Here is a 23,116-nt window from a genome sequence, read left to right as displayed (position 1 = left end):
CGGCCTGAACAAGGCCCCGACACCCCGGGGAGAGGGAAGTAACCGATGAGCGCAACAGGACACGACACGCCCAGCCATTGCGAGAACTGCAATGCGCCGCTGCAGGGGCACTACTGCCACGACTGCGGGCAATCGGTGGTGAACCCGGTGCGCGACGCCAGGCACGCGCTGGAGGAGGTGTTCGAGTCGTTCTGGCATCTCGATGGCCGCATCTTCCGCACGTTGCGCGACCTGGTCGTGCCCGGTCGCGTGGCCGTCAACTACCTCGCCGGCCAGCGCGCGCGCTATGTCGCGCCGCTGCGGTTGTTCCTGGTGCTGAGCGTGGTGACGTTCTTCTTCGCGCAGATGGCCATCCACGTCGAGAACAACGAGGGCGCCAATCCCATGGTGCAGCTCGAGGACGGCGTGTCGAGCAACAAGAATTCGGCCAAGCAGTCCAAGGCCTTCGCCAAGGCGGCCAGCATCGCCGACGTCGAGCAGATCCGCCGCAGGAACCTGGCCGACCTGGCCGAAGCGCGCTCGGCGGTGCCGTCGGTGCTGCTGCACGCTCGCAAGGCGATCGACGTCGCCATCGCGGATGTGAACCACGCCGCCGACAGCCGCATCGAGGCGATCGGCCGCGAAAAGGCCATGAGCGCCGAACAGGTCGCCGCGGCCAAGGCCGATGGCCAGCGTCGCGCCAACGAGGCACTGGAAACCTCCAAGCAGAGCATGGACAAGGCCGAGGACCTGACCACGCTCGAGCGCCTGCGTGTTGAACGCCTGGTACCGCACCAGGTCAAGCTGGCGAGCCTGCCCGCCAGCGCGGCGGCCGCGCGCCGCCACGAGTTCAACGAGATTCGCGACATCAACATCGCCGCCGGCTGCCGCGCAGCGAAGTTGCAGATCGCGGTGGCGACCAGCACCGAAGGCAGCCGCGCGCGCAAGGAATCCGAAGACGCGCGCATCTACGGCGATCCGGACTGCTACGACCGGTTGACCCTGTTCGGCAGCGATGAACCCTGGGACGAGGAAACCAACCCGCTGGTGATCAGCTGGGCGCCGGCCTTCTTCAACCACTGGGTCAATCGCCAGATCGCCCACGGCCGCGAGAATGTGTCGCGCGCGCAAAAGGATCCGAGCCTGTATGTCCGCGCGCTGCTCGCGGCGGTGCCGTCGGCGCTGTTCCTGCTGGTGCCGGTGTTCGCGCTGCTGCTGAAGCTGGCGTACCTGGGCTCCGGGCGCCGCTACCTCGAACACCTGGTGGTGGCGCTCTACAGCCACGCCTTCATGTGCCTGGCGATGCTCGCCTTCTTCGTGTCGATCGCGCTGGACAACGCGATCTCGCCGCAGTGGAGCGGATTCGGCTGGATCAGCGGCACGCTCGAAACGCTGCTGTGGCTGTGGCTGCCGGTCTACTTGTGGCTGATGCAGAAGCGCGTGTACGGCAACGGCTGGATCGTCACCACGGTGCGCTACCTGGTGATCGGCAACCTCTACTTCGTCCTGCTCGCCTTTGCCGCCACCTTCCTCGCCCTGGCGAGCGTGGTGCGGATGTAAGCCCTCAGTGCTGCATCTGCTGCCAGAGCCAGTCGCCGCGCCCTTGCGGGCCGGCAGCCAGCAGACCGCGGCGCAGTTCATCGCGCCTGGTCGGAGGCGTGCGCTGCGCCAGCACGCCCAGGTCGATGCGCTGTTGCGGTGACATCGTCCGCAACGCCTGCATCAGCGCGGCGTGCTCCCCTGCCGGCACCTGCGCCAGGAGCGGTTGCAGCATCGCGTAGTCGACTCCCAGCGACGGCCCCAGCAGCCAGCCACGGCGTTCACTGCGATCGAGCGCATCGAACTGCGCGCGCCAGGCCTGCTGTCGTTCGGACGGCATCGCCGCCAGCTGCGTCGTGGCGGCCTGGATGCTGACCTGCTCGCTCGCCGGCAATGCACGCCACGCCTGGTAGCGCTCGCGACGGGCATCGCGTTCGGCGCGAGGCAACGCATCCCAGTCCTTGGCGCGTTGCCTGAAGTCGCCGCGTTGTTGCGGTGACCAGCCACTCCACTGCTGCCATTGCCGCTGCAGCTGCGCATGCGCGGCGGGCGGCAGGCGGGCCATCACGTCGAGCAGCTCGGACGGCGCCGACCAAGCCGAAGCGATCATCAGCCCCAGCGACAGCGCCAGCAGGCCACGCAGACGGCCTTCACATCGGCGCATCGGAGGTCTCCGTGTCGGTTTCGGCGCTCGTGGCGGCATCGGCCGGGGTCGGTGCAACCGAATCCGCCGGCGGCACGTCCGTGGGCGGCGTCGGCTCGGTCACGCCGGCTGCCTGTTGCGCAGCGAACCAGCTGTGGAACTCGAGGTCGCGCGCGTCGGCCTGGCCCTGCGGGTCGGCGAGGAGTTCGAAGTCGCGATGGGCGACCAGGGCGGTCTCGGCGGAGTAGCGCGAGGCCGGCGCATCGCCTTCCGGCAGTGCCTCCACGCGAATCCGCTTCACCCCGGGCTCCAGCCCCAGCGCGCGTTGCCATGGGGTCAGCGAGCCGGGCCAGATGAAGCTGGCGGCCAGGGCCAGCGCACACAGCGCGAACAGCGACCACAGCAGCGGCAGCAGCCAGCGCGGGCGGCGCGGCGTTGCCGGGCTGCCGGCCGATGTCGCGGTCGGACCGGAGACACCGCGCATGGCGGCCTCGCGGGCACCGCTGAGTCGCACCAGCCGGTCGGCCGGCAGGGTCTTGATCCGGCGGTGGATCTGCTCGCGCAGCCGCTGCCAGGCCTCGGGGTCGGCCCGGCCGTCCTCGTGGTGCGGCAGGGCCCGCTGCAGGGCCAGGCGGAAGCTCGGCTGGGATACGCCCAGCACGGCCGCGCCCTCCTCTTCCGACAGGCCCGCGGCCACTCGCAGCAGCAGGGCCGCGCGCGGCCCGCTGCCGAGCTCGCCGAGGCGGTCGGTGACATCGATCGGCAAGGCCACCGCGGTGCGATTGCGCAGCTGCGGCTGGCTTAGTAACAGCGCCCAGAACCGGGCCGGCCACGCCGCCATGGGCACCGATTCGGCCTCGACGCGGAACTGCGCCATGGCCGCCGCCAGGGCAGCGTCGCCGAGGACGGCATCGCCGGCCTGGAGTTCGGCCAGGACCGCGCCACGACGCTCGACGCCGCGCACGAACGCGGACAGCGCGGGGGGCGGAGCGGAGTGGGGGGAGGGGGAAGAAACGCTCATCGGGACTGCATCGCCATGCCCCGCATCATAGCGATGCCGTCATGCCACAAAACCGCTTGACAACGCGCTAACTCGTGCTCCGCGAAGCAGGACGCGGCCCGCACCCGAAAAGCGGTTGTGCACAGCAGTAATGGAATCGTCACGACCAGACGCCAGACCCCGCCCCGGCGTCCCATGACAGCGATGTTTCACAGTCAACCTCTTGATTCAAAAGACAATAACCGCGATGGCGATTTTTTCACCAACGTGGCCGCAAGGCCTGTTTTTGTGTAGTCGGACCAATCTGCCGACACACCATGCACAGATTTATCCACAGGCGATGTGGATAAAGGTCAATTGCCTTTTACATCCGACACTTGCGTGACTTATGTCACATAGCGCGGAGCAATGCCCTGCAACTTTCAGCAGTCGGGCCGTCCCTCGCGCGCCTCGGTAGACTGCGCCGATGCCCGATGCCTCGATGCCTGATTCGCCGGTCTGGCGACTGGCCCTGCCACTGCCATTGCCGCGCCTGTTCGACTACCTCCCGCCTGAGGGCGAGGCGGCGCGGGCAGGCGATGTCGGCAGCCGGGTGCGGGTGCCGTTCGGGAGTCGCGAACTGGTCGGGGTGGTGGCCGAAGTCGGCAACGCCGGCGAGGACGCTCCCCAGCTCAAGCACGCCCTGGCGCGGCTCGATCCGGAACCGGTGTTCCACGGCGAGCTGCTCGATTCGCTGCGCTGGCTCGCGCGCTACACCCATGCCCCCCTGGGCGAGGTGCTGGCGACTGCCCTGCCGGCCACCCTGCGCCGTGGCGAGCCCCTGGCCGACACCCATGCCTGGGCCTGGCAACTGACCGAGGCCGGGCAGACCGGGCGCGAACGCCTGCGTGCCGGCAAGCCGCGCCGCCTGGCCGACCGGCTCCAGGCGGGCGCCTGCGACGAGGACAGCCTCGACGACGACCTCGACGACTGGCGCAGCGCCGCCCGCGCCCTGGCCAAGCGCGGCCTGGCCGAGCGCATCGCCGTGCCGGTGACGCCACGGGCACCGGCGCCGCGCCCCGGGCCCACCCTCAACGGCGAGCAGCACGCCGCCGTGGACGCCGTGCTGGCGGCCCGCGACGGCTTCGCCGCGTTGCTGCTGGACGGCGTCACCGGCAGCGGCAAGACCGAGGTCTACCTCCATGCCATCGCCGACTGCCTGGCGCGCGGTCGCCAGGCGTTGGTGCTGGTGCCCGAGATCGGACTGACGCCGCAGACCCTGGCGCGTTTCCGGGCCCGCCTCGGCGTCCCGGTCCACGCCCTGCATTCGGGCCTGGGCGACGGCGAGCGCGCCCGCACCTGGGCGGCGTTCGCCCGTGGCGAGGCGCGGGTGGTGGTGGGCACGCGCTCGGCGGTGTTCCTGCCCATGCCCGAGGCCGGCCTGATCGTGATCGACGAAGAACACGACGGCAGCTTCAAGCAGCTCGACGGCATTCGTTACCACGCCCGCGACTTTGCCCTGGTGCGCGGCAAGACACTGGGCATCCCGGTATTGCTCGGCAGCGCGACGCCGTCGCTGGAGACGCTGCGCAACGCCCAGCTCGGCCGCTACACCCACCTGCGCCTGCGCGAGCGCGCCGGCGATGCACAGCCGCCGACGGTGCGCGTGTGCGACGTGCGCAAGCGCCCGCTCGAAGCGGGCCTGTCGCAGGAACTGCTCGACACGATCGGCCGCGCGCTCGACGCCGACGGCCAGGTGCTGGTGTTCAAGAACCGCCGCGGCTATGCGCCGGTGCTGCTGTGCCATGACTGTGGCTGGAGCGCGCAATGCCAGCGTTGCAGCACCGAGACGACAGGCACGCCGATGACGGTCCATGCAGGAGGTCGTCGCCTGCAATGCCATCACTGCGGTGCGCGCCGGCCCGTGCCCAATGCCTGCCCGGATTGCGGCGGGCTGGCGCTGCAGGCGCAGGGCGCAGGCACCGAACGCATCGAGGAAGCCCTCGCCGCCCGCTTCCCGGATGTCCCGGTGTTGCGCATCGATCGCGGCACCACCCAGCATCGCGATGCACTGGAACAGCACCTGGCGCGCTTCGGCACCCGGCGCGGCATCCTCGTCGGCACGCAGATGCTGGCCAAGGGCCACGACCTGCCGCAGCTGACCCTGGTGGCCGTGGTCGGCATCGACGAAGGCCTGTTCTCGGCCGACTTCCGCGCACCGGAGAAACTGGCGCAGTTGCTGATCCAGGTCGCCGGTCGCGCCGGTCGCGCCGAGCGACGCGGTGAAGTGCTGCTGCAGACGCACCATCCCGGCCATCCGCTGCTGGCGACACTGCTGACCGGTGGTTACGCCGCCTTCGCCGAGGAAGAACTGGCGCAGCGCGAGGCCGCGGGTTTCCCGCCGTTCGCGCACATGGCGATGATTCGCGCCGAAGCCAGGCACACCGAGGCCTGCGAGAACTTCCTGCGTTCCGCGCGCGCGGCATTGCACGACACCGGCGCCGCACTCGACCTGCACGGCCCGCTGCCGGCGCCGATGCCACGCCGCGCCGGCTACCAGCGCGCGCAGCTGCTGCTGTCGGCGCAGGACCGTCGCACGCTGCACATGGCGCTCGATGCCGCGATGCCGGCGATCCATGCCCTGCCCGACGCGCGCAAAGTGCGCTGGTCGCTCGACGTCGACCCGGTCGATCTCTATTGACCGCTACTTGAGCGCGGCTTGAGTGCCGCCTATGCGCCGGCGCCTTTCTCCGCCGCCTTCGATTTCGCCCGCTGCTTGGGCCGGATCCACAGGATCTGGTTCTCGCGGTTGACGTCGAACAGGCCGGTCGCTTCGATCAGGTCGCTGAGTTTGCGGAACCCGTAGTTGCGCGAATCGAACGAGGCCTGGTTGCTGATCTGGTGGCCCACCTGGCCCAGGTGCGCCCAGCCGTCGTCGCCACTGGCCGACTCGACCGCGCTGCGCAGCATCTGCAGCAGGCGGGTGTCGTCGCGAAGTTCCTTGGCCGTGCGCGGCTTTGTCGCCACCGCCGTGGCTTCGGTGCTGGGCTCGACGAGGGCTTCGAGGTAGGTGAACTTGGAGCACGCATTGACGAACGGCAGCGGCGTCTTCTTCTCGCCAAAGCCATAGACCTTCACCCCGTCGGTCAGCAGCCGCATCACCAGCGGGGTGAAGTCGGCATCGCTGGAGACGATCGCGAAGCCGTCCAGGTTGCGCGCGTACAGCAGGTCCATGGCGTCGATCACCATCGCCATGTCCGATGCGTTCTTGCCGCTGCTGTAGGCGAACTGCTGGATCGGGCGGATCGCGTATTCGTGCAGCGTCGCTTCCCAGCTCTTGAGGTGCGGGCTTTTCCAGTTGCCGTAGGCGCGGCGGACATTGGCGACGCCGTGGCGCGCGACCTCGGCCAGGATCACGTCGATCTTGGCGGCCGGGGCGTTGTCGGCGTCGACCAGCAGGGCGATTCGGCGTTGCGGTTCGGCCATGACACGCTTCCAGGCGGGGTCGCGCCGAGCCTAACCCAGGGCGGAGGCGACGGCATTACGTTGGACCGTGCGGTGAATGTTAGCGCTACCATGATTTAATCGGGGACAATGCCCCCGACACTCGACCCATCGACGCCAGGACCCCCCAGATCGTGACCAGCCAGCTCGAACAACTGCGCAGCCTGTCCGCCGTCGTCGCTGATACCGGCGACATCGAAGCGATCGCCCGCTTCCATCCGCTCGACGCCACCACCAACCCGTCGCTGCTGCTCAAGGCTGCCTCCATCCCGGCCTATTCGCCGCTGATCGATGCAGCCTTGGCGCAGGCGCGCGGTTCCGACCTGGCCGAGCGCATCGCCGATGCCTCCGACGTGCTGGCAGTCACCATCGGCACCGAGATCCTCAAGTTGATCCCGGGCCGCGTCTCGACCGAAGTCGACGCCCGCCTGAGCTTCGACACCGAAGCCACGCTGGCCAAGGCACGCAAGCTGGTCGCGCTGTACGAGAAGGCCGGCATCGGTCGCGAGCGGCTGCTGATCAAGACCGCGTCGACCTGGGAAGGCATCCGCGCCGCCGAACAGCTCGAGCGCGAAGGCATCAACTGCAACCTCACGCTGCTGTTCTCGTTCGCCCAGGCCGTCGCCTGCGCCGAGGCCGGCGTGTTCCTGATCTCGCCCTTCGTCGGTCGCATCCTCGACTGGCACCTGGCCAACGGCGCGGAGAAGCCGGCCACGCCGCAGGACGACCCGGGCGTGCAGTCGGTCACCCGCATCTGGCACCACTACAAGCGCCACGGCTTCAACACCGTGGTGATGGGCGCGAGCTTCCGCAACACCGGGCAGGTGCTGGCGCTGGCCGGCTGCGATCGCCTGACGATCTCGCCGGAGCTGCTGGCCGAACTGGCCGCCAGCGAAGGCGGCGTGCCGCGCGCGCTCAACGACACCGGCGACCGTGCTCCGGCACCGGCGGCACTCGACGAAGCCGCGTTCCGCTGGCAGCACAACGAGGACGCGATGGCCAACGACAAGCTGGCCGACGGCATCCGCCGCTTCGCAGCCGACCAGCGCAAGCTCGAGGCCTTGCTGGCGCAGCGACTGGGCTGAGTTCGGGCAAACTGTGCGCATGGATGCGACGACCCGGATGACTCCCGCCCACCGCCTGCGCAGCATCTTCAGCGGTTCGGTCGGCAACCTGGTGGAGTGGTACGACTGGTACGCCTACTCCGCGTTCGCCATCTACTTCGCGCCGCATTTCTTCCCCAAGGGCGACACCACCGCGCAGTTGCTCGACACCGCGGCGGTGTTCGCGGTCGGCTTCCTGATGCGTCCCGTCGGCGGCTGGCTGATGGGGCTGTATGCCGACCGCCACGGCCGCAAGGCGGCGCTGATGCTGTCGGTGCTGCTGATGTGCGCCGGCTCGCTGCTGATCGCGGTGGCGCCGGGCCATGAGCGCATCGGCATCGCCGCGCCGGCGCTGCTGGTGTTCGCGCGGTTGCTGCAGGGCCTGAGCGTTGGCGGCGAGTACGGCACATCGGCGACCTATCTCAGCGAGATGGCCGATGCGCGTCGGCGCGGATTCTGGTCGAGCTTCCAGTACGTAACGCTGGTGATGGGGCAGCTGCTGGCGCTAGGATTGCTGGTGTTGCTGCAGCGCCTGCTCTTGACCGAGGAGCAGCTGCAGGACTGGGGCTGGCGGATCCCATTCGTGGTCGGTGCGCTGTGCGCGGTGACTGCGCTGTACCTGCGCCGCGGCATGCAGGAAACCGAATCGTTTGCCATCGCCAGAAGCCAGGATCACAAGCAGCGTGGCAGCCTGCGCGTATTGCTGCAGCATCCGCGTGAGGTGCTGACTGTCGTCGGCCTGACGATGGGCGGGACGCTCTCGTTCTATACCTTCACCACGTATCCGCAGAAGTTCCTGGTCAACACCGGCGGCTTCAGCAAGGCCGATGCGACGCTGGTGTCGGCGGCATCGCTGCTGGTGTTCATGCTGCTGCAGCCGCTGGTCGGCGCCCTGTCGGACCGCATCGGCCGGCGTCCGATCCTGATCGCGTTCGGCGTGCTCGGCACGCTGTGCACGTATACGATCCTCAGCGGCATCGCCGGCGCAGGCAGCGTGTGGAGCGCGTTCGCCTGGGTCATGACCGGGCTGGTCATCGTCAGCGGCTACACCTCGATCAATGCGGTGGTGAAAGCCGAGTTGTTCCCCGCGCACATTCGCGCGCTCGGGGTCGGACTGCCGTATGCGCTGACGGTGTCGCTGTTCGGCGGCACCGCCGAGTACCTTGCGCTGTGGTTCAAGCAGATCGGCCATGAGTCGTACTTCTACTGGTACGTGACGGCCTGCGTGGCGGTGTCGCTGCTGGTGTATGTGTTCATGCGCGATACCAAGCATCACTCGCGCATTGATCGCGACCACGACGACGTGGATGCGCAACATGGAGCAGCCAAAGCATGAGTTCGATTCCTGCACGCCCCCGCGTTGTCGTCGTCGGTGGCGGCTTCGGTGGCCTGTGGACCACGCGTGCGTTGGCGGGCGACGACGTCGACATCACCCTGATCGACCGCCGCAACCATCATCTGTTCCAGCCCCTGCTCTACCAGGTCGCCACCGCCGGCCTGTCCTCGCCCGACATCGCCGCGCCGCTGCGCCACATCCTGCGCAACCAGCGCAATGTCGAGGTGCGCCTGGGCGAGGTCACCGGCATCGATACGCAGGTGCGTACGGTGAGGCTTGCCGATGGCGAACGACTGGACTACGACTGCCTGCTGCTGGCCAGCGGCGCCACCCATGCCTACTTCGGCCACGACGAATGGAGCAAGGATGCGCCGGGGCTGAAGACGCTGGATGACGCGCTGGCGATTCGTCGGCGACTGCTGCTGGCGTTCGAGCGCGCAGAGGCGTGCGACGACCCGGAGGAGCGTTCGGCGTGGCTGAGCTTCGCCGTCGTCGGCGGCGGCCCGACCGGTGTCGAACTGGCCGGCACGCTGGCGGAGATCGCGCGGCACACGCTCAAGCGCGAGTTCCGCAACATCGATCCTTCGCATGCGCGCGTCCGGCTGGTGGAAGCCGGGCCACGCGTGCTGGCGTCGTTTCCCGAGTCGCTGTCCGACAAGGCGCGGCGCCAGCTGGAGAAGCTCGGCGTCGAGGTGGTGACGGGTACGCCGGTCAGCCGCATCGATGCGCGTGGATACACATTGGGCGAGCAGTTCGTTCCCGCACGCACGGTGTTGTGGGCCGCAGGCGTTGCGGCATCCCCGTTGGGGGCGTTGCTTGGCGTGGAGCGCGATCGTGCCGGGCGCGTGCCGGTTGCGGCCGACCTGAGCGTGCCGGGCCATCCGGAGATCTTCGTCGCCGGCGACCTGGCCAGCGTGGTGCAGGACGGCAAGCCGGTGCCCGGCGTGGCCCCGGCGGCGAAGCAGATGGGTGCGCACGTCGCCGCGGCGATCCGCGCGCGGCTCTCGGGCAAGCCGGCACCGGCGTTCCGCTATCGCGATTTCGGCAACCTCGCGACGATCGGGCGCATGGCCGCGGTCGTCGACCTGCATGGCTTCAAGCTGTCAGGGTTGCTGGCGTGGTGGTTCTGGCTGGCGGCGCACGTGTTCTTCCTGATCGGCTTCCGCAACCGGATCATCGTGCTGATCAACTGGGCGTGGGCGTACTGGAGCTACCAGCGGCACGCGCGGATCATCCTGGGGCAGGACAAGGCGGCGGGCCCCGTGAGTCAGAGCAACGTCCATGGATCCCCGCCTTCGCGGGGATGACGGTGCTCAGTGCAAACGAAAACGGCCCGGTTTCCCGGGCCGTTCTGCATTGCATGCCGCTGACGCTTACGCCGCGAACAGCGCGCGCATCTTCTTGAGCGCGTTGGCTTCGATCTGGCGGATGCGTTCGGCGCTGACGCCGTACTCGTCGGCCAGCTCCTGCAGCGTGATCTTGCTTTCGTCGTCGAGCCAGCGGCGCTTGATGATGTCGCGCGAGCGCGCATCCAGTTCCGACAGGCCTTCGCGCAGCAGCGCCAGGTGACCGTCTTCCTCGTCTTCGCGCTCGTAGGTCTGCGAGGGATCCTCGCCATCGGCGCGCAGGTAGGCCACCGGCGACGGCGGTGCGCCATCGTCGTCGTCATCCGGCGCGTCGAAGCCGATATCACGGCCCGACAGACGCGATTCCATCTCCAGCACTTCGCGCTCGGAGACGTTGAGATCACGCGCGACGGCACGGACTTCTTCGGCGTTCATCCAGCCCAGGCGGGTCTTGGACTTGCGCAGGTTGAAGAACAGCTTGCGCTGCGCCTTGGTCGTGGCGACCTTGACGATGCGCCAGTTCTTGAGGATGAACTCGTGCATCTCGGCACGGATCCAATGCACGGCGAACGACACCAGGCGCACGCCCTGATCGGGGTCGAAACGCTTCACGGCCTTCATCAGGCCGATGTTGCCTTCCTGGATCAGGTCGCCGATCTGCAGGCCGTAGCCGTTGTAGCCACGGGCGACGTGCACGACGAAGCGCAGGTGCGAGTGCACCAGCTCACGGGCGGCGTCGAGGTCTTCGCCTTCGCGGAAACGGCGGGCCAGCGCCTGTTCGTCCTCGACGGTCAGCACCGGGATGCGGTGCACCGCGTTGACGTAGGCGTCCAGCGAGCCGAGCGCGCTCGGCACGGGGATGTTGTTGGCGACCAGGGCAGTAGACAGGCCGCTGTTGGGAAGGCCGCTGTTGGAAAAGCTCGTCGTGGTCATGGCAGGCATCTTAGCAGTCGGGTTGTAGGACTGCTAAAGGCCCTGGAAGTTCCGCACTGTTGCAGCAGTGCAACAATGGAACCGTTCAGGTTCGGGATCGCGCCGCAGGCGGGGTCAGAGTGCCAGCTGGGACCGGGGCGGCAGGGACCAGTCGATTCCGGCCTGGCCACGCCGCTGCAGGTACTCGTTGGCGGCCGAAAAGTGCCCGCAGCCCAGGAACCCGCGGTGCGCCGACAACGGCGAGGGATGCGGCGCCTTGAGCACCCGGTGCCGGCGCGAATCGATGACCTTGCCCTTGGCCTGGGCGTAACTGCCCCAGAGCAGGAACACCAGGCCCTCGCGCTCGCGGTTGAGGGTCTCGACGACGTGGTCGGTGAACCCCTCCCAGCCCTTGCCCTGGTGGGCGCCGGCATTGCCTTCCTCCACCGACAGCACCGCGTTGAGCAGCAGCACGCCGCGCTGCGCCCAGGGCAACAGGCAGCCGTGGTCGGGTCGGGCGATGCCGAGGTCGCGCTCGATCTCCTTGAAGATGTTGAGCAGCGAAGGCGGGACGGCGACGCCGGGCTGCACCGAGAAGCACAGACCGTGGGCCTGGCCGTGGCCGTGGTACGGGTCCTGGCCGAGGACGACGACCTTGACCGCATCGAACGGCGTTGCGTCGAAGGCGGCGAAGATGGTGGGGCCCGGCGGATAGACGTTGACGCCGGCGGCCTTGCGCTCACGCAGGTAGCTCGACAGCGCCTGCATGTCGGGACGTTGCAGGTAGTCGCCTACCCGCTCCTTCCAGGACGGTTCGAGGCTGACGCGGGCGGAGCGGTCACCGCCGTCGTTCATGCGTCCAGTGCCGCCTGCTCCGGCAGCCGCGACAGGCGCAGCTGGAACAGCGTCTTGGTGATCAGCAGGCGCTCTTCAATCGGCTTGAGCACCAGGTCGTTGGCGCCGGCGCGCAGCAGCGCGCTCTGGTTGTGGGCATTGGCGTCGCCGGTCATCACCAGCACCGGCAGGCGGCGCTTGCCGTGGCCGAAGTCGTGGCGCAGGCGTTCGAGCAGGTCGTTGCCGCTGAGCGCGCCTTTCAGATAGACGTCGGTCAGCACCAGGTCGGCGCCGATGTCGTCCTGGCCGCGACGGGTCTCGAGGAACTCCAGCGCTTCTTCGACACCGATGAAGTGCAGCACGCTCAGGCCGGCGCGTTCGAGCATGCGCTTGGTCGCCAGGGCGACGACCTTGCTGTCCTCGACGTAAAGCACGCGCGCACCCGGGATCGGCTGAGGTTGCACGTAGCCGCGGATGAAGGCCGCCAGTGCGCTGTGGCCCAGGCCCTTGTCGAAGTAGTCGGTGACGTCTTCGGTGAAGCTGCGCGATTCCAGGTGCGACTGCGCGTCGCCGGAGACGACGATGATCGGCACGTAGGCCTGACCGGCCGACTCGCGCACGGCGCGCGCCAGGGCGATGCCGTCGCCGTCGGGCAGCGACAGCGATGTGGTGACCAGATCGACCGGGCCTTCGGCCAGCGCCGCCTGTGCTTCGGCGATGCCCGCGCACGGCACGACCACCGCGTCGGCGAGTTCGCGCGTGAGCACGTCGCCGATCAGCTTGCGCACCAGCTTGGAACCGTCCACGACCATGATCCGCGGCGCGGTGCTGGCGAGGTGTCGAAGGTCGTGGGAACTCATGCCTGGATCACTTACGAAATGGGCCGGGTCTGGCGCAGGTAATGACCGGTAACGAAACCGGCGCCGATCCAGCCGAGCAGGCCGGACCCGAAAACAATCGCACCCGCATGCGCCAGGTCGAAACCCTGCAGCGCGAAGCCGCTGCCGTAGCTGCGGGCGAGGTCGGCCAGCGGCACGCGCAGCGCCAGGTCGGCCGCGGTGAGCAGGGCCAGCGCGATCAGGCCCGCAACCAGACCGTAGCTCAGGCCGAGATAGAGGAACGGGCGACGGATGAAACCGTCGGTGGCGCCGAGTTGTTGCAGCACGGCGATTTCCTCGCGTCGCGACTGGATGTCCAGGCGCACGGTGTTGCCGACCACCAGCAGCGCGCCCAGGCCCAGCAGCATGCCCAGCACCCAGGCCAGGCGCACGCCGAAACGCAGCCAGCTGTCCAGGCGCTGGCGCCAGCCGGCATCGTGCTGGACGACGTCGACTTCGGGCAGGTTCTCCAGCGATGCGGCTAGTTGGGCCTCGTCGCCCTTCGGGCTGACGATCAGCACGCTCGGCAACGGATTGCCCTCGCCTTCATCGGACGTGACCGCGGATATCGCGTCGCCCAGGCCGCTGCGCTCACGCAGTTCCTGCATGCCCTGCTCGGGCGTGCGCAGTTCGAGCGCGGCGACATCGGCGCGACCGCGCAGCTCGTCGGCGAGCGCACGGGCGCGGTCGAGCGCAACCGAGGGCTTGAGGAACAGGCTGATCTGGCGCGCCTGCTGCACCGAGCCGGTGAAGCGTTCGATGTTGCCCAGCGCCGCCCACAGGCCCAGCGGCAGAGTGATCGCCACCGCCATCACGCCAATGGTGAGTGCGGTCGCCCAGGGCTTGTGGAACATCCGGCCGAGGCTGGCGACGAGGCTGTAGAGATGATGGTCGAACCAGGTACCCAGGCGCGAACGCGGCGCCTGTGGGCGCGGCTTGGCGGCTGCGGGCTGCGGCTTGGCCGCGTCCGGCGACGTGGCGCTCACTGGGCCAGGTCCTCGGGCGAGATGTCATCGACCAGGCGGCCCTGGTTGAGCACGAGCACGCGCTTCTTCATGCGTTTGACCAGCGCCAGGTCGTGGCTGGCGACCAGCACGCTGGTGCCGCGCTCGGGCAGCGACTCGAACAGCGCCATGATCTCCGCCGACAAGGTGGGGTCGAGATTGCCGGTGGGTTCGTCGGCGACCAGCAGGCGCGGTTCGCCGACGATGGCGCGGGCAATACCGACACGCTGCTGCTCACCGGCCGACAGCTGCGTCGGCAATGCCTCGGCGCGAGCGCCCAGGCCGACCTTGTCGAGCACGCTGCGCACGCGCTTGCCGATATCGCCACGGCGTAGGCCACGCAGGATCAGCGGCAGGGCGACGTTGTCGGCGACGCTGCGATCGGCGAGCAGGCGATGGTCCTGGAAGACAACGCCGACTTCGCGCCGGTGCAGGGCGATGCGACGCCCGCGCACCTTGAGCAGGTTGCGGTCGCCGAACAGCACCGCGCCGCGGCTGGGCCGTTCGGAGAGATGGATGAGTTTGAGCAGGGTGCTCTTGCCGGCACCGGAATGGCCGGTCACGAACAACATCTCGCCCGGCGCCACTTCGAAGCTCACTTCGCTCAGCGCGTCGTGGCCGCCGCTGTATCGCTTGCTGACATTGTCGAAGCGCAGGACGCTCATCGCTCACCGGTGCTTGCTGATGCCGCCAAGTATCGGCGGCGCGGGCAAGGAAGGCCAGCGGCGGGGCGAAAACCGCGACGGTGATCCGGTTGGCACAGACGCGTCCGTTCCCCCGCGTGCGGCAGAAGGTGCCCGGAGGGCGGATGAGAGCGCCACTTGCGGCGCCGTGCTACTGCCTCACCCCAACCCCTCTCCCGCACGCGGGAGAGGGGCTCAAGGCTCAGTGCTGGCTGCGCGGTGCGCGGGTGATCAGCGACTTGAGACTGCGGCCGATGCGGTTGAGCAGGCCCGGCTTCTCGGCGGACGCGGCACCGGCCTTCGGCTTCTGTGCATGCACCTGGGTGGCCTTGCCCGACGGCGTGGCGACGGCGGCCGTGGCCTCGCCATTGCCCTCCACGCGCTTGCCACCGCGACGGCGACGGCGCTTGCGCGGTGCGCGCTCGGCATCGTCCAGGCCCGGGGTCGGCGCCGTGACCGCCGCAGCGACAGGCGCGGCGATAACGGCTGCACCGCCTTCGGCCATGGCTGCGGCCGCGCGCGGCTTGCGCTCGCCACGCGGCGCGCCGCCTTCACGGCGCTCGCCAGGGCGACCATCGCTGCGACCACCGCTGCTGCGACGCGGGCCACCGGCGCCACTGCCGCTGCGACCGCCGCCACTGCGACCACCACCACGACGCTCCTCGTCGGCCGCACGCTGCTCGCGCGCTTCCTTGAAGATCGCGCCAATGCTCTCTTCTTCTTCGCCCGGCTCGCCGGCCGGCACTTCGCGCGGCGCGCGCGGCAGCGCAACCAGCAGGTCGGGCTCGACCGCCACTACCGGCAGCTTCTGCTCGATGTAGGCCTCGATGTCCGGCAGCGACATCGCGTAGCGCTCGCAGGCGAAGCTGATCGCGTCGCCCTCGGCGCCCAGGCGCGCGGTGCGGCCGATGCGGTGGACGTAGTCCTCGGCATCGAACGGCAGGTCGTAGTTGTAGACATGCGAGACGCCGTCGATGTGCAGGCCGCGCGCGGCCACGTCGGTGGCGACGAGGATCTCGAGCTGCCCCTTCTGGAACTTGTTGAGCAGCGACTCGCGCTTCTTCTGCGGCACGTCGCCCGACAGCACGCCGACGCGGTAGCCGCCACGCTCGAGCGAACGTGCGACGCGCTCGACGAACGCCTTGGTGTTGACGAACACCATCGTGCGCGCGCCTTCACTGCGCGACAGCAGGCCCAGCAGCAGCGGGATCTTCTCTTCGTCGGCCGGGAAGTAGACCTTCTGGCGGACCTTCGCGGCCGTGATGAACTCGGTCTCGACGACGATCTTCTCGGGCTCGTTCATGTGCTCGTACGCCAGCTCCAGCACGCGATGGCTGAGCGTGGCCGAGAACAGCAGCGTCTGCCGCTCGGTGCGGATCGGCATGCGGCGCAGCAGGAAGCGGATGTCCTTGATGAAGCCCAGGTCGAACATGCGGTCGGCTTCGTCGAGCACGCAGATCTCGCAGGCGTGCAGCGACACGACCTTGTGCTGCTTGACGTAGTCGATCAGGCGGCCGGGGGTGGCGATGATGACGTCGGCGCCCTTCTGCAGCAGCTCGCGCTGCTTGTCGTAGTCGACGCCGCCGTACACCAGGGCGAACTTCAGGCCCAGGTCGCTGCCGAACTTGACCGCGTCCTTGTGGATCTGGATCGCCAGTTCGCGCGTCGGCGCCAGGATCAGCGCGCGCGGGTCCTCGGGCTTGCGTTCGGCCAGGGCCGGACGCGTCAGCAGCCGGTTGATCACCGCGACCAGGAACGCCAGCGTCTTGCCGGTGCCGGTCTGGGCCTGGCCGGCGACGTCACGGCCATTGAGCGCGAGTGGCAGCGTCAGCGCCTGGATCGGCGTGCAGCGGGTGAAACCTGCGGCCTCGAGTCCGGCCAGCAGGCTCGGATGCAGGTCGAAGGTGGAGAAGGAAATATCGGTTAGGGGCTTGTCGCTCATCAGATTCAGTCTGTCCGCGGGACCGTGCTACCTGCAGCATGCAGTTTTGCACCGGTGCGCTTGCGTGGGTGGCGTCCGCCATCGCAGACTGCCGGGGCCGGTCCCTGAGAGGGTCATTCCTCATGGGTGCCGGCTAGGTTCGGTATCGGCGGCGGGCTTGAAGTCGCCGCGAAACGCCCCAGTTTACCGTAACGCCCGATCCGGCACCGCCGGTTCCGGGCCGGCCCCAGCCGGGCCGGCGGCCCGTGCCGCCCCCCGGCCGTCGATCCAACCCGCAGGAGAACCCCGTGAGCGAGAAAATTTTGCACGTCGGCGATGCCGATTTCGATGCCGCCGTGCTGCAGTCGTCCGAACCGGTCCTGGTGGACTTCTGGGCGGAATGGTGCGGCCCGTGCAAGATGATCGCCCCGGCCCTGGACGAGCTGGCCGCCACCTATGAGGGCAAGGTCAAGATCGCCAAGGTCAATGTCGACCACAACCGCAACACGGCGATGAAGTACCACGTGCGCTCGATCCCGATGCTGCTGCTGTTCAAGAACGGCCAGGTCCAGGCCACCCAGATCGGCGCGGTGGGCAAGGCCCAGCTGAGCCAGATGATCGACAAGGCGCTCTGAGGCCGGGCCCCGGCCTGGCAACGAGCCCACCGGCTGCGTCCGCCCTGCGGGCGCAGCTCCGCCGGCCCGCCCCGGCGATGTGAACGCCCCCTGTCCGGACGCTTGCCGCCGCGCTGTGGCAGTGCTAGTTTCGTCCTACCCGGCGTTCCCGTAAGACGTGTCGCGTGACTTGTCGCGGCGCCGCACCCCTTCTTGAACCAATCGTCCCCGACGTCCCGCTCGCCCTCTGCGAGCGCTCGCCTCAGCGAGGAATCCCTGCTTGTCCGATAACACCCCTGACGCTGGCGACACCGCCGAAAAGCGCGTGCGCAAGCCGCGTGTGAGCAAGGCAGCCGACAACGCCGCCGCCACACAGACCCCATCCGAAAGCGCCCCGGCGCCGCGTGCGGAAGCTCCGCCGCCGGCTGCCCCGGCTCCCAGCGCGCCCGCTCCGGCCGCCGCTCCCTCCGAACCCCGCGCCGATGGCGCCCCCGCCCAGCAAGGCGAAGGCGGCCAAGGCCAGCGTGGCCAGCATCAGGGCCAGAATCAAAACCGGCACCAGGGTGGCCAGGGCCAGCAAGGCCATGGCGGCCAGCAGGGCCAGGGCGGCCAAGGCGGCCAGGGCCAGCAAGGCCAGGGCGGCGATGAAGGCCGCAACAACCGCCGCGACCGCTTCCGCAACCGCCGTGACCGCCAGCGCGACCGCTTCCAGGGTGGCATGGAGGACGACGGCGGCAACGGCGAGCAGTTCGTGCCGCGCCCGCACCCGCAGGTCCCCGAGGGCTTCCCGCAGTACTCGCTGGGCGACCTCAAGCGGATGCCGGCGAACAAGCTGCTCGACCTCGCCGACACCCTGCAGATCCAGGAAGGCGTCGCCCGTGCCCGCAAGCAGGACGTCATCTTCGCCCTGCTCAAGGTCCTGACCCGCCACGGCGAAGGCGTCGCCGCCGACGGCGTGCTGGAGATCCTGCCCGACGGCTTCGGCTTCCTGCGCTCGCATGAGGCCAGCTACCTGGCCGGTCCGGACGACACCTACATCTCGCCCAGCCAGATCCGCCGCTTCAACCTTCGCACCGGCGACCATCTGTCGGGCCGCATCCGCTGGCCGAAGGACGGCGAGCGCTACTTCGCCCTGGCCGTGGTCGACACGATCAACGGCGAGCCGCTGGAAGCGAGCAAGAACAAGGTCCTGTTCGAGAACCTGACGCCGCTGTTCCCGCGCCGCAAGTTCCGCCTCGAGCGCGGCGACGGCTCGACCGAGGACATCACCGGCCGCATCCTCGACCTGATGGCGCCGCAGGGCAAAGGCCAGCGCGCCCTGATCGTCTCGCCGCCCAAGGCCGGCAAGACGATGATGATGCAGCAGGTGGCCACGGCCATCACGCACAACCACCCGGACGTGCACCTGATCGTGCTGCTGGTGGACGAGCGCCCGGAAGAAGTGACCGAGATGCAGCGCACCGTGCGCGGCGAAGTGGTCTCCTCGACTTTCGACGAGCCGGCCGCGCGCCACGTGCAGGTCGCCGAAATGGTGATCGAGCGCGCCAAGCGCCTGGTCGAACACAAGCGCGACGTGGTCATCCTGCTCGACTCGATCACCCGCCTGGCCCGTGCCTACAACAACGTCGTGCCGTCGTCGGGCAAGGTCCTGACCGGTGGTGTCGACGCCAACGCCCTGCACCGCCCGAAGCGTTTCTTCGGTGCCGCGCGCAACGTTGAAGAAGGCGGCTCGCTGACCATCATCGCCACCGCGCTGATCGATACCGGCAGCAAGATGGACGAGGTGATCTACGAAGAGTTCAAGGGCACCGGCAACTCGGAAGTGCACCTGGACCGTCGTATCGCCGAGAAGCGCGTCTACCCGGCGATCAACATCAACCGTTCGGGCACCCGCCGCGAGGACCTGCTGATCGAGCCGGAACTGCTGCAGAAGATCTGGATCCTGCGCAAGCTGCTGCACGGCATGGACGAGATCGGCGCGATGGAGTTCCTGCTCGACAAGATGAAGACGAGCAAGTCGAACGACGAGTTCTTCAGTTCGATGAAGCGCTGAGTCCGGCGCCCGCCGTAACGAAAACGCCCCGCGATGCGGGGCGTTTTTGTTGGTGATCCGCAGTGTCAGCCGCCGATCGGGGTAAGCAGTTTCGGCCCGGTCCCCAACGGTTGGATGGCGCCATTGGCGACCGCATCGGCGCCCAGTGAGGTATCCATTGCGCCAATCCATGGCGCGCTTTGCCTTGGGCCCGGGACGTACGCCTCCCACTCGCCGTACTTCAGCGGTTTGGCGTCGTGGGCAACGAAGTCGACCGGAACGCGCGCCAGCCAGAATGGGGCATCGACTTCGTCGCCGCGCGTCGGCGGGGTGAACGTCCAGGCGCTCGCACCGCGCACCGCCGCCTTCGCCAGCACGCGGCGCCAGCGCTCCAGCCCGGCCTCGCTGTCGATGACCTTCATGTTGACCTGTTCGGCGATGGCGTCCTCGACGTTGCCGTTGCGGCCAATGCGGACAATCAAATAGACCGTGCCGTAGACGCCTGCGCTCGCGGCGTCCATCGGATAAGCCGGCGGCTTCAACGATGCGCTCGCGAGGGATCCTTCCTCGTTCGGATTGCCGAAGTTTCCGGCGGCGATGCGGACATCAAAACCGTCGCCCGTTGCGGCGCGCCTGGCCACCAGGCGGACGCTCATCGCGGTACGCACCCTCGCCGGCTTGCCTGCGATCTCGACGGGCTCGAACTTCCAGCCCGGGGTGGCCTTGTCGAGCAGCGCGGTGACCACTGGCGGCAACTCCGCGCCGCGGTCGAGGGTGTAGCCGCTGACGCTGCCGTCGGGCTCGATGTCGATCATGCCAGCCACCAGCAGCGTCGATTCGACCTGTTTGCGCACCGCAGCGGGGCCGGCGGCCAGGGCAGCGGTGAACCAGAACATCAGGCTCAACGTCGCAATCCATCGGATGAATTTCATTGGCGTCTCCTACCCCTGCCCTGCCGGTGTCAGCAGGCGCGGGCCAGTGTCGTTGTCGGAATAGATGCCGCCGGCGGCGATCGCGTCGACGGGATCGCGCGCGTCGTCTGCGTTGTCCCGCCACGGCACCGCCAGACGTGGGCCGGGCACGTAGGCTTCCCATTGCCCGTAGCCCGGCGGCGGCCGATCCGGTGCGTAGAAGTCGACCGGAACCTGCACCGACCACGACGCTGCGTCGACGTCCCCACCCTGCGTCGGCGGATCGAACTTCCACTGGCGGGCCTTGGAGACGCAGACGTCGGCGAACTCGTTGCGGAATCGCTCCATCTCCGCCGGTCGTGCGGCGACACGCAGATTGACCTGGCGTGCGGCGACGTCCTCGACGTTGCCGTCGCGACCGATCCGCAATATGAGATAGACGGTGCCGCCGATGCCGCCTCGCGCCATGCCCGCGGGGTAACGCGGTGGTGCCAGCCGGCCGCGTTTGGTCGGAATCCCCTCGTTGTCCTTGCCGAAACTGACGCCCGAGATCGTCAACGCGAAATCGCCGTCATCGCCCTGGTTGCCGACGACCCTGAGGCTGAAAGGGTTGCGCACCGCGACCGCCTGGCCGGCGGCCACCACCGGTTCGAAGCGCCAGGCCGCTATGGCCTTGTCGACCAGCTGGACGACGAGTCGGGGCAACGCGCCAGCCTTGTCGACGGCATGACCGCTGACGCTGCCATCGCGTTCGATATCGACCGTACCGGTCACCAGCATGGTGACCACGATCTGCTTTCGCACTTCCTCCGGCGCGCGCGACCGCGTTTGCGCCTGCGACTGCGCCACCGTGCCCAGCAGCACCAGTGCCAGCGCCAGCCATCCCTGCCTTGCCATGCGATCTCCCCCATCCATGAGCTGCGAAGATCAGAACCGGAAACGGGGCTCCATGCAAGCCCTTGCCGCTTGCCGGCGCATCGCAGTGGGTCCGGGTGAAGGCGCTGCAGTCGGGATGCGATGCGCGCCACCTATACTGCGTCCAGGAGGTGCTCATGCACAGCGGCGGTCTTGAATTGGCTCTGGTGTTCCTGCTGGCCGCGGTGATCGCGGTGCCGGTGTTCCGCCGCTTCGGGCTGGGCGCGGTGCTGGGTTACCTGACCGCGGGCGTGGCGCTGGGGCCGTACGGCTTCCGCGTCGTCACCGAGGCCGAGCGCGTGCTCACTGCCGCCGAGATCGGCGTGGTGATGCTGCTGTTCGTGATCGGACTGGAGCTGTCGGCCGCGCGCCTGCGGGTGATGCGCAAGCCGGTGTTCGTCATCGGTGGGCTGCAGGTGCTGCTGACCGGCCTGGCCCTGGGCGGTTTGTCGATGGTCGCCGGCGTGACGTGGCAGGCGGCGATCGTCATCGGGCTCGGCCTGACGCTGTCGTCCACGGCGGTGGGTCTGCAACTGCTGTCGGAACGCAAGGAACTGACCACCGACCATGGTCGTGTCGCGTTCGGCATCCTGCTGTTCCAGGATCTTGCGGCGATCCCGCTGTTGGCGGCGATCCCGCTGCTGGGCCGCGCCGGCGCCGCCGAGTTCAGCTGGGAAGAGGTGGTCAAGGCCGTCGGCGCAATGGCGGCGCTGGTGATCGGCGGCCGCGTGCTGCTGCGGCATGTGTTCCGCGTGGTCGCGCGCGCGAACATGCCCGAGGTGTTCACCGGCGCGGCGTTGCTGACGGTGCTGGGCAGCGCATGGCTGATGCAGATCGCGGGGCTGTCTGCCGGCCTGGGTGCGTTCATCGCCGGCGTGCTGCTGGCCGACTCGGAATTCCGCCACGAACTGGAAGCGCAGATCGATCCGTTCAAGGGCCTGCTGCTCGGCTTGTTCTTCATCGCCGTGGGCATGAGCATCGACCTGCAGCGCGTACTCTCGGAACCGTGGATCATCGCCGGCCTGGTGGCCGTGCTGATGGTGGTGAAGTTCGCCATCCTCTACCTGATCGGGCGGCGACCGGGCGGGCTGGATCCGCGCGCGGCGCTGAAGCTGGGCGGTGTGCTGGCGCTGGGCGGCGAGTTCGCCTTCGTGGTCTTCAATGAAGGCGTGAAGGCCGGCCTGATCGACGACCCGGTGCGCGACCGCCTGGCTGCTGCGGTGGGCGTGTCGATGGCGCTGACGCCGCTGCTGCTGATCGCGATCGGACGCATTCTGGCCTCCAACCGCACGCGCAAGCAGGAGCGCGAGTTCGACACCTTCCCCGACGACGGTCAGCCGCAGGTGATGATCGCCGGCTTCGGCCGCTTCGGCCAGATCGTCGCGCGACTGCTGGTGGCACAGAAGATTCCGTTTATCGGCATCGAGCACAGCGCCGACCAGGTCGACTTCGTGCGGCGCTTCGGCAACCCGGTCTACTACGGCGATCCGGCCAAGAGCGAGTTGTTGCGCTCGGCCGGTGCGGCCAACGTCAAGGTGTTCGTGGTCGCCATCGACAGCGTCGAGGAGAACCTGCACACCGTGAGCACCATCCGCCGCCTGTATCCGGAGGCGACGGTGTTCGCACGCGCGCGCGACCGCCGCCACGCCTGGGAGCTGATGGACCTGGGCGCGCGGGCGCTGCGCGAAACCTTCTACAGCAGCCTGCGCATGGGCGAGAAGGTGCTGGTCGAACTGGGCCTGCCGGAAGACGTGGCGCGCGACCACGCAGAACGCTTCCGCGAGCACGACCAGCGGCTGCTGCGCGCGCAGTACCTGATCCGCGACGACGAGGACGCGCTGCTGCAGTCGACGCAGGATGCGCGGCGCGAACTGGAGGAACTGTTCAACGCCGACTTCGGCGAAGGCATGCTCGGCCAGATCGCCGATGCGACGCGCAACGAGGCGAACGTGCTGGACGAGGAGTAACCACGTCACCCCGGCG

At 68.6% G+C, this 23,116-nt stretch carries 19 protein-coding genes; 8 read left to right on the top strand and 11 right to left on the bottom strand.

Annotated features, from left to right (window positions below):
* The first annotated feature begins 45 nt into the window (after positions 1–45).
* A complete protein-coding gene (locus AC1DER_RS10600; protein ID WP_477247320.1) occupies positions 46–1,539 on the top strand; it encodes a DUF3667 domain-containing protein in 1,494 nt (497 codons plus the stop codon).
* A gap of 4 nt (positions 1,540–1,543) precedes the next feature.
* Here AC1DER_RS10600 and AC1DER_RS10595 read toward each other — a convergent pair whose 3' ends face one another.
* Positions 1,544–2,182: a DUF3106 domain-containing protein gene (locus tag AC1DER_RS10595; protein ID WP_477247318.1), complete on the bottom strand. Its 639-nt coding sequence runs from the start codon at positions 2,180–2,182 to the stop codon at positions 1,544–1,546.
* Positions 2,169–3,182 carry a sigma factor-like helix-turn-helix DNA-binding protein gene (locus tag AC1DER_RS10590; protein WP_477247316.1) on the bottom strand — a complete coding sequence of 338 codons (1,014 nt, stop codon included), beginning with the start codon at positions 3,180–3,182 and terminating at the stop codon, positions 2,169–2,171. Before AC1DER_RS10590 ends, AC1DER_RS10595 begins: the two co-directional genes overlap by 14 nt.
* 460 nt (positions 3,183–3,642) lie before the next feature.
* Between AC1DER_RS10590 and AC1DER_RS10585 the strand changes: the two genes are divergently transcribed.
* Complete coding sequence (locus tag AC1DER_RS10585) at positions 3,643–5,841, top strand: primosomal protein N' (RefSeq protein ID WP_477357994.1); 2,199 nt, start codon at positions 3,643–3,645, stop codon at positions 5,839–5,841.
* A gap of 29 nt (positions 5,842–5,870) precedes the next feature.
* Here the strand turns inward: AC1DER_RS10585 and AC1DER_RS10580 are convergent, their stop codons facing one another.
* Positions 5,871–6,626 (bottom strand): NYN domain-containing protein, encoded by a 756-nt coding sequence (locus tag AC1DER_RS10580; RefSeq protein ID WP_441815426.1) that lies wholly within the window; start codon positions 6,624–6,626, stop codon positions 5,871–5,873.
* A 152-nt stretch (positions 6,627–6,778) separates the two neighbouring features.
* On the opposite strand from AC1DER_RS10580, the gene tal reads away from it, so the two are divergent.
* From tal to AC1DER_RS10565, 3 genes are read left to right on the top strand one after another with little or no spacing between them, the layout of a single operon-like run.
* Positions 6,779–7,729 (top strand): transaldolase, encoded by a 951-nt coding sequence (gene tal, locus AC1DER_RS10575; RefSeq protein ID WP_441815427.1) that lies wholly within the window; start codon positions 6,779–6,781, stop codon positions 7,727–7,729.
* A gap of 19 nt (positions 7,730–7,748) precedes the next feature.
* Entirely contained in the window at positions 7,749–9,083 is a 1,335-nt protein-coding gene (locus tag AC1DER_RS10570) for an MFS transporter (protein ID WP_477248433.1), read from the top strand.
* The gene (locus AC1DER_RS10565; RefSeq protein WP_477248431.1) at positions 9,080–10,390 is read left to right on the top strand and encodes an NAD(P)/FAD-dependent oxidoreductase; all 1,311 of its coding nucleotides are present in this window, start codon (positions 9,080–9,082) and stop codon (positions 10,388–10,390) included. Before AC1DER_RS10570 ends, AC1DER_RS10565 begins: the two co-directional genes overlap by 4 nt.
* 66 nt (positions 10,391–10,456) lie before the next feature.
* Here AC1DER_RS10565 and rpoH read toward each other — a convergent pair whose 3' ends face one another.
* The 6 genes from rpoH to rhlB form a co-directional block, all read right to left on the bottom strand.
* Positions 10,457–11,362, bottom strand: coding sequence for an RNA polymerase sigma factor RpoH (rpoH, locus tag AC1DER_RS10560; protein ID WP_477248429.1), 906 nt, complete (start codon positions 11,360–11,362; stop codon positions 10,457–10,459).
* Between the two features lie 114 nt (positions 11,363–11,476).
* On the bottom strand, positions 11,477–12,196 hold the full coding sequence (ung, locus tag AC1DER_RS10555) for a uracil-DNA glycosylase (RefSeq protein ID WP_477248427.1): 720 nt from the start codon (positions 12,194–12,196) through the stop codon (positions 11,477–11,479).
* The gene (locus AC1DER_RS10550; protein ID WP_441815432.1) at positions 12,193–13,035 is read right to left on the bottom strand and encodes a response regulator; all 843 of its coding nucleotides are present in this window, start codon (positions 13,033–13,035) and stop codon (positions 12,193–12,195) included. Before AC1DER_RS10550 ends, ung begins: the two co-directional genes overlap by 4 nt.
* Positions 13,036–13,046: 11 nt before the next feature.
* Positions 13,047–13,961, bottom strand: a complete 915-nt coding sequence (gene ftsX / locus AC1DER_RS10545; protein ID WP_477248438.1) for a permease-like cell division protein FtsX — start codon at positions 13,959–13,961, stop codon at positions 13,047–13,049.
* Positions 13,962–14,035: 74 nt separating this feature from the next.
* The gene (ftsE, locus tag AC1DER_RS10540; RefSeq protein ID WP_441815433.1) at positions 14,036–14,722 is read right to left on the bottom strand and encodes a cell division ATP-binding protein FtsE; all 687 of its coding nucleotides are present in this window, start codon (positions 14,720–14,722) and stop codon (positions 14,036–14,038) included.
* 220 nt (positions 14,723–14,942) lie between these two features.
* Complete coding sequence (rhlB, locus tag AC1DER_RS10535) at positions 14,943–16,682, bottom strand: ATP-dependent RNA helicase RhlB (RefSeq protein ID WP_477357941.1); 1,740 nt, start codon at positions 16,680–16,682, stop codon at positions 14,943–14,945.
* Between the two features lie 287 nt (positions 16,683–16,969).
* On the opposite strand from rhlB, the gene trxA reads away from it, so the two are divergent.
* Together trxA and rho are read left to right on the top strand one after the other, a co-directional pair.
* A complete protein-coding gene (gene trxA / locus AC1DER_RS10530; protein ID WP_441815435.1) occupies positions 16,970–17,296 on the top strand; it encodes a thioredoxin TrxA in 327 nt (108 codons plus the stop codon).
* 259 nt (positions 17,297–17,555) lie between these two features.
* On the top strand, positions 17,556–19,328 hold the full coding sequence (gene rho, locus AC1DER_RS10525) for a transcription termination factor Rho (protein WP_477248472.1): 1,773 nt from the start codon (positions 17,556–17,558) through the stop codon (positions 19,326–19,328).
* A gap of 65 nt (positions 19,329–19,393) precedes the next feature.
* On the opposite strand, the gene AC1DER_RS10520 is transcribed toward rho, so the two are convergent.
* Positions 19,394–20,239: an energy transducer TonB gene (locus tag AC1DER_RS10520; RefSeq protein WP_441815437.1), complete on the bottom strand. Its 846-nt coding sequence runs from the start codon at positions 20,237–20,239 to the stop codon at positions 19,394–19,396.
* A 9-nt stretch (positions 20,240–20,248) separates the two neighbouring features.
* The gene (locus tag AC1DER_RS10515) at positions 20,249–21,115 is read right to left on the bottom strand and encodes an energy transducer TonB (RefSeq protein ID WP_477248470.1); all 867 of its coding nucleotides are present in this window, start codon (positions 21,113–21,115) and stop codon (positions 20,249–20,251) included.
* 155 nt (positions 21,116–21,270) lie between these two features.
* Here AC1DER_RS10515 and AC1DER_RS10510 point away from each other — a divergent pair, with 155 nt between their 5' ends.
* The gene (locus AC1DER_RS10510) at positions 21,271–23,100 is read left to right on the top strand and encodes a monovalent cation:proton antiporter-2 (CPA2) family protein (RefSeq protein ID WP_477248468.1); all 1,830 of its coding nucleotides are present in this window, start codon (positions 21,271–21,273) and stop codon (positions 23,098–23,100) included.
* The last annotated feature ends 16 nt before the right edge of the window (positions 23,101–23,116 follow it).

This window comes from Lysobacter sp. 05T417 (assembly GCF_056396405.1).
Note: the sequence above shows the minus strand (reverse complement) of the source record. Positions and strands in the feature narration are given on the sequence as shown.

Excerpts from the sequence above, each read along its gene's own strand:
- ftsE (WP_441815433.1), bottom strand. The coding sequence starts at position 14,722 with ATGAGCGTCCTGCGCTTCGACAATGTCAGCAAGCGATACAGCGGCGGC.
- AC1DER_RS10570 (WP_477248433.1), top strand. The coding sequence starts at position 7,749 with ATGGATGCGACGACCCGGATGACTCCCGCCCACCGCCTGCGCAGCATC.
- AC1DER_RS10565 (WP_477248431.1), top strand. The coding sequence starts at position 9,080 with ATGAGTTCGATTCCTGCACGCCCCCGCGTTGTCGTCGTCGGTGGCGGC.
- ung (WP_477248427.1), bottom strand. The coding sequence starts at position 12,196 with ATGAACGACGGCGGTGACCGCTCCGCCCGCGTCAGCCTCGAACCGTCC.
- AC1DER_RS10520 (WP_441815437.1), bottom strand. The coding sequence starts at position 20,239 with ATGAAATTCATCCGATGGATTGCGACGTTGAGCCTGATGTTCTGGTTC.
- AC1DER_RS10590 (WP_477247316.1), bottom strand. The coding sequence starts at position 3,182 with ATGAGCGTTTCTTCCCCCTCCCCCCACTCCGCTCCGCCCCCCGCGCTG.
- rhlB (WP_477357941.1), bottom strand. The coding sequence starts at position 16,682 with ATGAGCGACAAGCCCCTAACCGATATTTCCTTCTCCACCTTCGACCTG.
- AC1DER_RS10600 (WP_477247320.1), top strand. The coding sequence starts at position 46 with ATGAGCGCAACAGGACACGACACGCCCAGCCATTGCGAGAACTGCAAT.
- AC1DER_RS10585 (WP_477357994.1), top strand. The coding sequence starts at position 3,643 with ATGCCTGATTCGCCGGTCTGGCGACTGGCCCTGCCACTGCCATTGCCG.
- rpoH (WP_477248429.1), bottom strand. The coding sequence starts at position 11,362 with ATGACCACGACGAGCTTTTCCAACAGCGGCCTTCCCAACAGCGGCCTG.
- AC1DER_RS10550 (WP_441815432.1), bottom strand. The coding sequence starts at position 13,035 with ATGAGTTCCCACGACCTTCGACACCTCGCCAGCACCGCGCCGCGGATC.
- AC1DER_RS10510 (WP_477248468.1), top strand. The coding sequence starts at position 21,271 with ATGCACAGCGGCGGTCTTGAATTGGCTCTGGTGTTCCTGCTGGCCGCG.
- AC1DER_RS10595 (WP_477247318.1), bottom strand. The coding sequence starts at position 2,182 with ATGCGCCGATGTGAAGGCCGTCTGCGTGGCCTGCTGGCGCTGTCGCTG.
- AC1DER_RS10515 (WP_477248470.1), bottom strand. The coding sequence starts at position 21,115 with ATGGCAAGGCAGGGATGGCTGGCGCTGGCACTGGTGCTGCTGGGCACG.
- AC1DER_RS10580 (WP_441815426.1), bottom strand. The coding sequence starts at position 6,626 with ATGGCCGAACCGCAACGCCGAATCGCCCTGCTGGTCGACGCCGACAAC.